Consider the following 8,230-nt stretch of genomic DNA (forward strand, 5'->3'; position numbering starts at 1 on the left):
AGAATATGAAGAAAGTTGCTGTAGTAGGTAAAGGTGGTGTTGGTAAGAGTTTTGTAGTGTATGGACTTACAAAGGCTTTGGTAAAAAGAGGTAACAGAGTTCTCGTTATAGATTCAGATGAAAGCAATCAGACACTTTATAAACTCTTTGGTTTTGACAGTCCACCTTCAGCGTTTATGGATTTTTTAGGCGGGAAGAAAACAGTTCAGCAAAGTATTATCAAAAGATTTCAGTCAGGAGAAAAAGAGCTTAAAATGAGTTTAATTGAAAGAAAGATTTTCAGTATTGATGACATTCCGGATGAATTTATCATAAAAGATGACAGAATGTTTCTGGTTAGTATTGGGAAAATCAAGGAACCTATGGAGGGATGTGCATGTCCCATGGGAGTGGTAATCAGAGAGTTTCTTGATAAGATTGAGTTAAAAAACACAGAAATAATTATTGTCGATACAGAAGCAGGAGTTGAACATTTTGGAAGAGGAATTGAAAAAGGAATAGACACGGTTATAGCAGTTGCTGAACCCTATCTTGACTCCATTGAGGTAGCAGAGAAAGCTCTCTTGCTTGCCCAAAAGATGGATAAAAAGGTGTATTTTCTTTTAAATAAAGTGCCATTAGAATTTGAGGATAAACTTAAACAGAATCTTCAGAAAAAGGAAATTCACATTTCAGGGATAATACACTTTTCACCGGAGATTTATAGCTCCTCCATTGAAGGTAAAATACCACAGAAAACATCTATTTTTAATGAAATTGAGGAGGTTTCAGAAAAAATATGGAAGAATACAGATTTAATCCCATAGGATATGTAAGAGCAAAGGCAGAGAGTTTACCACGACACTGGACAATTTCAGATATTGAAGGACAGATTATTATTAATCCTGAGTATAACGACGGATTGAAAGGTATAAAAGCAGGAGATAAAATTGTTGTTATTTTTTATTTCCATAAATCACCCCCATTTACATATGATAAGCTTAATCAGAAACCAGCTCATATTAATGAACAAAGAGGAGTCTTCAGTATCTGTTCACCGCACAGACCAAATCCAATAGGGCTTTCAGTGCTTGAAGTAGTTGATATTTTCGATAATGTAATCAAAGTACGAAGAATTGATATGTTGGATGGAACTCCTGTGCTCGATATAAAGCCTTACATTGAATATAAGCCCTATGAAAAACAGGCATATAGTCCTTCTGAACGGAGCGAAGAATGACAAGAGAAGGAGGAAGTTGTTAAAAAAGTGATAGTGATAAACTCCATCCAATTTAAGATCATATCCAATTCAGCAAAGAAAATAGATGAACATGATACAGAGATAATCGCAAAATATTTAAATAAAGAACTAATGTCCACATTTAGAGTTAAGAGTAACAAACAGGCACAATTAACAAGTCTTATAGGGACGAGATCTAAGTTTTATAAACTTAGAACAACATTGAAGAACAAGATACATAATATACTGAATGCGAATGGTATAGTAACTAAGAAAGAATTGTTTTCTTCAGAAAAATCCCTTAATTCAATTCTTACTATTGAAATAGAAGAGATATATAAATTTGAATTAAAGATAATAGGAGGAGGATATAATGAAGAAAGCTCTGCTTTCAATGATTTTTACCTTTTTGCTTCTTTCTTCTGTCTATGCTAAGGAGATAATTACAATTACTGACATGGCTGGAAGGAAAGTTACAATCCCAAAGAAAGTTGAAAAAGTAGTTGCACTCTCAGCATCTCTTAGATACATAGTCTATCTTCAAGCCTTTGACAGAGTAGCAGGCATTGAAGGAGTAGAAAAGCATAGAATAATGAAAGGCAATATAGCAACTGGAAAAGCATACTGGCTTGCTATAAAGGACAGGGTGCATACTATTCCTTCAGTAGGAGAAGGCGGACCGGGAAAGCTTCCTGACTTTGAAAAGCTCATTGCAGTAAATCCTGATCTTGTTATTACTTTTGAGGTTGACAATGCTCAACTAATTCAGAGCAGAACAGGAATACCTGTGGTTGTAATTCAGTATGCAAGAACAGAAGGATTCAGAATAGAGGATATACAGAACACCTTTAATTTTCTTGGTAAAATTCTTCAGAAAGAAAAAAGAGCAGAGGAGTTAAACAGATATATAAATCAATGCATAGCTGAAATTGAAAGGAAAACAAAAAACTCTAACAAGCCTTCAGTCTATATAGGAGCGATAAGCGCAAGAGGTGCACACGGAATTACAAGCTCTGAAGCAGACTATCCACCTCTTCGATGGCTTAACGTGAAAAATGTGGTTGATGATACAAGAAAAAAGGGCCACATTTTTATTGACAGAGAGAAACTTCTTGTATGGAATCCTGACTACATCTTCATTGATACTGGTGGATTCTCTTTGGTAAACGATGATTATTTGAAAAACAAAGAGTTTTATAAAAAACTTAAAGCTCTAAGAGAAGGAAGGGTTTATACTGTTTTTCCTTATAATTTTTATAGGACAAATCTGGAGATTCTAATTGCCAATGCATATTTTATTGGAAAGGTCATATATCCTGAAAGGTTTGGGGATATAAATCCTCAGAAGAAGGCAGAAGAAATCTTCAGAAAATTTCTTGGAATTGATGTCTATGGTGATTTAAAGAGCGTATACAGAGGATATGGAAAGGTTGAATTCAAAGAGTCAGAAATTACAGTTCACTGAAGTTTCAATAAAAGAAAGGTATCTCAAAGCCTTTCATGCCAAACTTATTTTAGCATTTTTCTTGCTGATTTCAGTTGTGGTAGTGGCTCTTATTTCGGTTTCAACTGGTTCAATGAATCTTCCTCTAATCGAAGTTTTTAGGGCTATCTTTAACAACACTGAAAACTCCTATATCATCTGGAACATAAGAATTACAAGAACCTTAGGAGCAATTCTTGCAGGTGCTTCATTAGGAGTTGCAGGTGCTGTGATGCAAAATGTGCTCAAAAACCCACTGGCTTCACCTTTTACTCTGGGAGTATCTCAAGGAGCGGCCTTTGGAGCAGCCTTTGCTATAATTGTTTTTGGTGCAGGACAATCACACTCCTTTGGAACAGAGGCAGTAATAGTTTTTAAAAGTTATCTAGTTGTGGTTTCAGCTTTTATTGGTGCTATCCTGACTGTTGTTCTCATACTTTTTCTCTCTTTTCTGAAAAATATAACTCCCGAAACAATAATTCTTGCAGGAGTGGGACTGAGCAGTCTTTTTAGCTCTGCTACTATGTTTCTACAGTATTTTGCCAATGATTTTCAGGTTGCAGCCACTGTTTTTTGGACATTTGGAGACATGGGAAAGGCTGGATGGATGGAAGTAAGACTGATGTTTCTTGCCTTTATCCCCTGTTTTATTTATTTTTTCCTTCAAAGATGGAACTTTAATGCACTGCTTTGGGGAGATGAAACTGCAAGAAGTCTTGGAGTGAACATTAAATTTTTAAGGGTTTCAGGCATGTTGCTGAGTGCCTTTATCGTCTCCGTATGCACAGCCTTTCTCGGGATAATTGGTTTTGTGGGATTAGTTTCACCTCATATTGTAAGACTCTTAGCTGGAAATGACCACAGATTTCTCATTCTCTATTCAGCCCTTTTTGGAGCTTTACTGCTTTCCATTTCTGATCTGATCGCAAGGACAGTTATCTCCCCTACTGTTTTGCCTGTTGGCATAATAACCTCCTTTGCAGGCGCACCCATGTTCTTTTATCTACTGATAAGAAGGAGAAGATTTTAGATGCTTAGGATTAAAGAACTCTTTTCAGGATACGGAGATATAGATGTCCTAAAAGGTTTGAATATTGAGTTCACCAAAGGGATTGTCTATGCTGTTTTAGGACCCAATGGCTCAGGAAAATCAACGCTTCTAAAAACAATTGACGGAATTATAAAACCAAAAAAAGGAACAATTTGTATAAATGGTGAATATATAAAAAAACACTCAGCTAAGGAGATTGCAAAAAAAGTTGCCTATCTGCCACAACGTTCCAATTCAGTGCCTTACAGCACAGTCTTTGATACGATCCTTCTTGGAAGAAAGCCTCACATTTCCTTTGAACCAACTAAGAGAGATTTAGAACTTATTGAAAAAATTATTCATGATTTAGGTCTTTCCAAATTTGCTTTCAGAAAAATTAATGAATTAAGCGGAGGAGAGGCTCAGAAAGTTCTTATTGCAAGAGCGCTTGCACAGCAACCAGAGGTGCTTTTGCTTGATGAGCCTGTAAACCATCTTGACCCCAAAAATCAGATTGAGATACTCAACATTTTACAGAGAGTAACAAAAAGCTTAAATCTTGCAACCATAATTGTTCTTCATGACCTTAACCTTGGCATTCAGTTTGCCGATTATTTCGTTTTTATGAAAAATGGTGAGATTTACCGTGCAGGAGATTCGAGTATTATTGAGCCTTCGCTTGTTAAGGATGTTTATGAGATTGATGTTAAAATTGTTGAAATCAATGGAAGAAAATTTCTGACTTTTCCCTGTCACAAGTGACGAGGGTTTCTGCTAACCTATCGGTAATTTTAGGATAACCTGAAGTTCCTATTTGCATTTTTTCCAGAGATAAAAATTGTCTATCTTTTCAATTCAAAAATGAGGAAAGATTAAGATGCTTTAATCGAATATAATTTTGTAATAAATAGTTGTAAAATCTTCAATATCAAGCTTGAGCCTCTTGCAGAATTAAGCAAACTTTTATAGGCTGATACCATTGATATTGTGATTTTCAATTTTTATACCTCTCATGAAATTAAATATTTGGCTATTAAAGAGAAAATTTAATATATATGAATTTAAACCTTAGCGTGTATAGTTGAAGTTTATTTGACTAAGAATTTATATATTTTTTAAAATCTATAAACTAATTTATAAACTTATCCTGAAGGATAGGTTATAAAGCCATGAAGGTAAAATAATTTGCTTTCATGGCTTATTTTTTGAAAATGATCAGGATATATATGCATAAAATTCAATTCTTTATTTTGTTTTCAATATTTCTACATATTTTATTTTTTATTGCATTGTTAAGTTTTGCTTATCGTGTCAAGGACAACAGTAAAATTGAAGTTTTTATTGTAACCGAATTTTCTACTCCTGTTAGAGAAAATTTGAATATAACAAAAAGTTTGCAAAAAAAACAGAAAAATTATTATACACAAATACAACAGAAATCAAACAACACAACAGATGCTAAAGAAATTAATGCAGAACCTTCAGAATCAATAAAATCTAATACTAAATCCATCAAAGAAACATGCTGCGCTGTTTCGTCCTCTCCTGTAATATCAAGAACATCAGAAAGGTCATTAAGAATCGAAAGTGATAATCAAAGTCGCAGTGATAACAGGATTATAGATACTACCTTTGGCGCAGTTAACGGACCTCAGTTTATCTACAGAGAAACCCCGGTTTACCCTAAAATTGCAAGAAGGCTTGGAAAGGAAGGAAGAGTAGTTCTTAGACTTATAATAAATGAACATGGTAAGCTTATAGATATTGAAGTTATTGAAAAGGCTCCATATGGTTTTACAGAATCAGCTATAGATGCCGTAAAAAAATCAAAATTTTACCCTGCTATAAAAGATGGTAAAGCAGTAGCCTGCAAAGCCATTCTTCCTGTCAGATTTATTCTAAAATAACGTTATTATATAAGATCCTGTTTAAAAAAATATTATTTTGATAAAAAACTTTTTGAATAAAACTATATTTTTTAAAACAAGTGACGTCCTCTCTATATCATAGACACCGAGCATCCTGATAGTTCAGGATGACAGACTTTAATAAGGGCTTCCGGTTTTTGCCAGAAACAGAATTTAGCTTAAAATATTGATATGCTTAAAAAAGACAGCAGTCTGTATGGTAATCATTAAGAAATTAAGAAAATTAAAAATTCTTCTACAAAGTTATTACTTTATAGTCCTTTTCTATGAATTGAGACATTCCTGCATGTCCAGATATATCTTCAAGAATATTGAAGCCATAACTTAAAGCAGAATCTAGAGTGCCCATTTTTTGCGCACAGGCTTTACAGATACCAGCAATCAAATTATTGTTCCATGCTTTTTTAAAAAAATTATTGAGAAAGCTTTGTTCAGAAATTAATTCTGGCACAAGTTTTGTAGCTTCTCCCTCTAAAACAATTTTAACTTCCATTCCTTTTTCATTCATCTGAATCGCATTTAAAAGTACGTGAATAAAACACATAGATTCACCACGAAATGCAAATAAAGCAATTTTATTCATAATAATCCTCCTTTGTTCAAGATCATGTACTATAGTTTTTTATTATTATCTGAGTCAATTATTTAAAAATCTCATTAGCAAAATTAGTTCTTTACAAATGAGAATGATTTTCATTATTATAAAATTAGAATAACCAGCAGGAGGTGATAAATATGCCAGGAGGAGACAAGACAGGTCCGTTAGGACAAGGTCCAATGAGTGGTAGAGGTTTAGGTAGATGTGCGGGATTTGAAGTCTCAGGATATATGAATCCCTCAGGTGGCAGAGGAGTTAGAAGAATGAGAGGATGGAGATGCTTTGGTGGGTTTGGAGGATGGGGAGGAAGGTTTAGATCGAGATGGTTCTCAAGGATGCGCTTTTTCAGAGGAGGTTCTACTGAAGAAACGGAAGCTCTGCAACAGGAAGCAGAAATTCTTAGAAGAGAACTTGACGCTGTTGAAACTCAATTAAAAGAATTGGAAAAGAAAAAAGCAGAGTAAGAACCGGAGGCTTTGCCTTTGGTTGAAAATTATTGAGGGAGGTAAAAATGAAAGTTGCCATAGCAACAGAAAATGGATTTATTGCTCAACATTTTGGAAGATGTCCGGGTTTTACAATTGCGGATATCGAAGACGGAAAAGTTATAAGCAAAAGTTTTGTTGAAAATCCAGGGTTTAAAGCACATCAGCCAGGACAGGTTCCCATGTTTTTAAGAAAACAAAACGTGACTCATGTTATTGCAGGTGGAGCGGGACCAAATGCTATAGCAAATCTTCAAAGTTCAGGAATAATGGTAATAGTTGGAGTTACAGGAAAAGTGGATGAAATTCTTGATAAATTTATAAAGGGCGGTTTAAAGGGTGGTGAAAGCCTTTGTGATCATGGTGAACATACGCACGAAGGTTGTAATCATTAATTTTTAAAGGAGAAGAAATGCCACAAGGATATGGAAGAGCAGGAGGAAGAAAAGGATCTACTTCTGGTCCTGGAAGAAAAAGTGGGCAAGGAGCAGGACAAGAGGGTGAATGTATTTGCCCAAAATGTGGCACAAAAATATCTCATAAAAGAGGAATTCCATGTCTTAAAGAACGTTGCCCAAAATGTGGAACTCCCATGGTAAGAGCATGAGGGAAGGATTTTTATGCCAATTTATGAATATAAATGTCTTAGTTGTGGAAAAATAAGTGAGTATCTTGTTGGCCTAATGCAAAAAAATTACGAAATTGTCTGCAAATATTGCGGAAGCAAGAATATTCAAAAAATCTTTTCTTCGGTCAATATATCGACTGAAAGCCTATCTAAAGGAGGAAAAACTTGCTGTGGAAGGACTGAAAGATGTGACAGTCCTCCATGTTCAGCTGGAGAAAGTTGCAGAAGAAATAAATAGGAGAAGAACAAAATGAAAATATGTATTACTTCAGAAGGAAAAGATTTAAACTCTCAGATTGACTCAAGATTTGGTAGATGTAAATATTTTATAATTTACGACACTGAGACAATGCAGTATGAAGCTTTGGAAAATTCATGGAAAGAGGCAATAGGTGGAGCAGGAATCCAGGCTGCCCAATTTGTTGTTCAAAAGGGAGCGAAAAAAGTTATAACAGGAAGAGTTGGATCAAATGCCGAGATGGTATTAAAAAAAGCAGGAGTATCAATATTTGATTTTGAGGGCAAAGTAACTGAAGCAATAAAAAAACTTATGGAGGAAGGTAATGACTGAGGATAAGAACAGCTGTGAGTGCAATGAAAGGCAGGAAATTAAAAAGGATATTTCATTGAAAGCAACTGTTTCAGGCATTAAGAAAAAAATTCTTATTCTTTCAGGCAAAGGTGGGGTAGGAAAGAGCACAGTATCAACAAACATTGCAGTTGGTCTTTCACAAAAAGGTTATCAGGTTGGACTTCTTGATATTGATATTCATGGACCGAATATACCCAATATGCTTGGATTGCAGGGACATTGTCCTTTAATGACTGATATGGGATTGTTTCCGTTAAAAATTTATGA

Annotated in this window: 14 protein-coding genes; 13 read left to right on the forward strand and 1 reads right to left on the reverse strand. The window is 34.7% G+C overall.

Going from position 1 to position 8,230, the window contains the following annotated elements:
• Nucleotides 1-5 precede the first annotated feature (5 nt).
• From G581_RS11950 to G581_RS0108905, 7 genes are all read left to right on the forward strand, one after another.
• Complete coding sequence (locus G581_RS11950; RefSeq protein WP_028845508.1) at nt 6-806, forward strand: ATP-binding protein; 801 nt, start codon at nt 6-8, stop codon at nt 804-806.
• Entirely contained in the window at nt 779-1,219 is a 441-nt protein-coding gene (tsaA, locus tag G581_RS11270; RefSeq protein WP_038065763.1) for a tRNA (N6-threonylcarbamoyladenosine(37)-N6)-methyltransferase TrmO, read from the forward strand. The genes G581_RS11950 and tsaA overlap by 28 nt, the downstream gene beginning before the upstream one ends.
• A gap of 27 nt (nt 1,220-1,246) precedes the next feature.
• Nucleotides 1,247-1,654 carry an IS110 family transposase gene (locus tag G581_RS11275; RefSeq protein WP_028845509.1) on the forward strand — a complete coding sequence of 136 codons (408 nt, stop codon included), beginning with the start codon at nt 1,247-1,249 and terminating at the stop codon, nt 1,652-1,654.
• The gene (locus G581_RS0108890; protein WP_028845510.1) at nt 1,593-2,684 is read left to right on the forward strand and encodes an iron ABC transporter substrate-binding protein; all 1,092 of its coding nucleotides are present in this window, start codon (nt 1,593-1,595) and stop codon (nt 2,682-2,684) included. Before G581_RS11275 ends, G581_RS0108890 begins: the two co-directional genes overlap by 62 nt.
• Nucleotides 2,641-3,732 carry a FecCD family ABC transporter permease gene (locus tag G581_RS0108895; RefSeq protein ID WP_083962685.1) on the forward strand — a complete coding sequence of 364 codons (1,092 nt, stop codon included), beginning with the start codon at nt 2,641-2,643 and terminating at the stop codon, nt 3,730-3,732. Before G581_RS0108890 ends, G581_RS0108895 begins: the two co-directional genes overlap by 44 nt.
• Nucleotides 3,733-4,494, forward strand: coding sequence for an ABC transporter ATP-binding protein (locus tag G581_RS0108900; protein ID WP_051179157.1), 762 nt, complete (start codon nt 3,733-3,735; stop codon nt 4,492-4,494).
• 464 nt (nt 4,495-4,958) lie between these two features.
• Nucleotides 4,959-5,639, forward strand: coding sequence for an energy transducer TonB (locus tag G581_RS0108905; protein WP_028845513.1), 681 nt, complete (start codon nt 4,959-4,961; stop codon nt 5,637-5,639).
• 256 nt (nt 5,640-5,895) lie between these two features.
• Here the strand turns inward: G581_RS0108905 and G581_RS0108910 are convergent, their stop codons facing one another.
• On the reverse strand, nt 5,896-6,243 hold the full coding sequence (locus G581_RS0108910; protein ID WP_028845514.1) for a hypothetical protein: 348 nt from the start codon (nt 6,241-6,243) through the stop codon (nt 5,896-5,898).
• Nucleotides 6,244-6,395: 152 nt separating this feature from the next.
• Between G581_RS0108910 and G581_RS0108915 the strand changes: the two genes are divergently transcribed.
• The 6 genes from G581_RS0108915 to G581_RS0108940 form a co-directional block, all read left to right on the forward strand.
• Complete coding sequence (locus G581_RS0108915; protein ID WP_028845515.1) at nt 6,396-6,722, forward strand: DUF5320 domain-containing protein; 327 nt, start codon at nt 6,396-6,398, stop codon at nt 6,720-6,722.
• A 47-nt stretch (nt 6,723-6,769) separates the two neighbouring features.
• The gene (locus G581_RS0108920) at nt 6,770-7,138 is read left to right on the forward strand and encodes a NifB/NifX family molybdenum-iron cluster-binding protein (protein WP_028845516.1); all 369 of its coding nucleotides are present in this window, start codon (nt 6,770-6,772) and stop codon (nt 7,136-7,138) included.
• 17 nt (nt 7,139-7,155) lie between these two features.
• The gene (locus tag G581_RS0108925; RefSeq protein WP_028845517.1) at nt 7,156-7,350 is read left to right on the forward strand and encodes a hypothetical protein; all 195 of its coding nucleotides are present in this window, start codon (nt 7,156-7,158) and stop codon (nt 7,348-7,350) included.
• Between the two features lie 13 nt (nt 7,351-7,363).
• On the forward strand, nt 7,364-7,609 hold the full coding sequence (locus G581_RS0108930; protein WP_083962687.1) for an FmdB family zinc ribbon protein: 246 nt from the start codon (nt 7,364-7,366) through the stop codon (nt 7,607-7,609).
• Nucleotides 7,610-7,621: 12 nt separating this feature from the next.
• A complete protein-coding gene (locus G581_RS0108935) occupies nt 7,622-7,942 on the forward strand; it encodes a NifB/NifX family molybdenum-iron cluster-binding protein (protein WP_028845519.1) in 321 nt (106 codons plus the stop codon).
• Nucleotides 7,935-8,230: P-loop NTPase (locus tag G581_RS0108940; protein WP_028845520.1), on the forward strand; the 296-nt coding region annotated here is incomplete at its 3' end. The genes G581_RS0108935 and G581_RS0108940, both read left to right, overlap by 8 nt.

The sequence above is a fragment of the Thermodesulfovibrio thiophilus DSM 17215 genome (assembly GCF_000423865.1).
Taxonomy (GTDB): Bacteria; Nitrospirota; Thermodesulfovibrionia; order Thermodesulfovibrionales; family Thermodesulfovibrionaceae; genus Thermodesulfovibrio; species Thermodesulfovibrio thiophilus.

Coding starts and splice junctions, on each gene's coding strand:
- G581_RS11950 (WP_028845508.1), top strand. CDS start 6: ATGAAGAAAGTTGCTGTAGTAGGTAAAGGTGGTGTTGGTAAGAGTTTT.
- tsaA (WP_038065763.1), top strand. CDS start 779: ATGGAAGAATACAGATTTAATCCCATAGGATATGTAAGAGCAAAGGCA.
- G581_RS0108890 (WP_028845510.1), top strand. CDS start 1,593: ATGAAGAAAGCTCTGCTTTCAATGATTTTTACCTTTTTGCTTCTTTCT.
- G581_RS0108895 (WP_083962685.1), top strand. CDS start 2,641: ATGGAAAGGTTGAATTCAAAGAGTCAGAAATTACAGTTCACTGAAGTT.
- G581_RS0108900 (WP_051179157.1), top strand. CDS start 3,733: ATGCTTAGGATTAAAGAACTCTTTTCAGGATACGGAGATATAGATGTC.
- G581_RS0108905 (WP_028845513.1), top strand. CDS start 4,959: ATGCATAAAATTCAATTCTTTATTTTGTTTTCAATATTTCTACATATT.
- G581_RS0108910 (WP_028845514.1), bottom strand. CDS start 6,243: ATGAATAAAATTGCTTTATTTGCATTTCGTGGTGAATCTATGTGTTTT.
- G581_RS0108915 (WP_028845515.1), top strand. CDS start 6,396: ATGCCAGGAGGAGACAAGACAGGTCCGTTAGGACAAGGTCCAATGAGT.
- G581_RS0108920 (WP_028845516.1), top strand. CDS start 6,770: ATGAAAGTTGCCATAGCAACAGAAAATGGATTTATTGCTCAACATTTT.
- G581_RS0108925 (WP_028845517.1), top strand. CDS start 7,156: ATGCCACAAGGATATGGAAGAGCAGGAGGAAGAAAAGGATCTACTTCT.
- G581_RS0108930 (WP_083962687.1), top strand. CDS start 7,364: ATGCCAATTTATGAATATAAATGTCTTAGTTGTGGAAAAATAAGTGAG.
- G581_RS0108935 (WP_028845519.1), top strand. CDS start 7,622: ATGAAAATATGTATTACTTCAGAAGGAAAAGATTTAAACTCTCAGATT.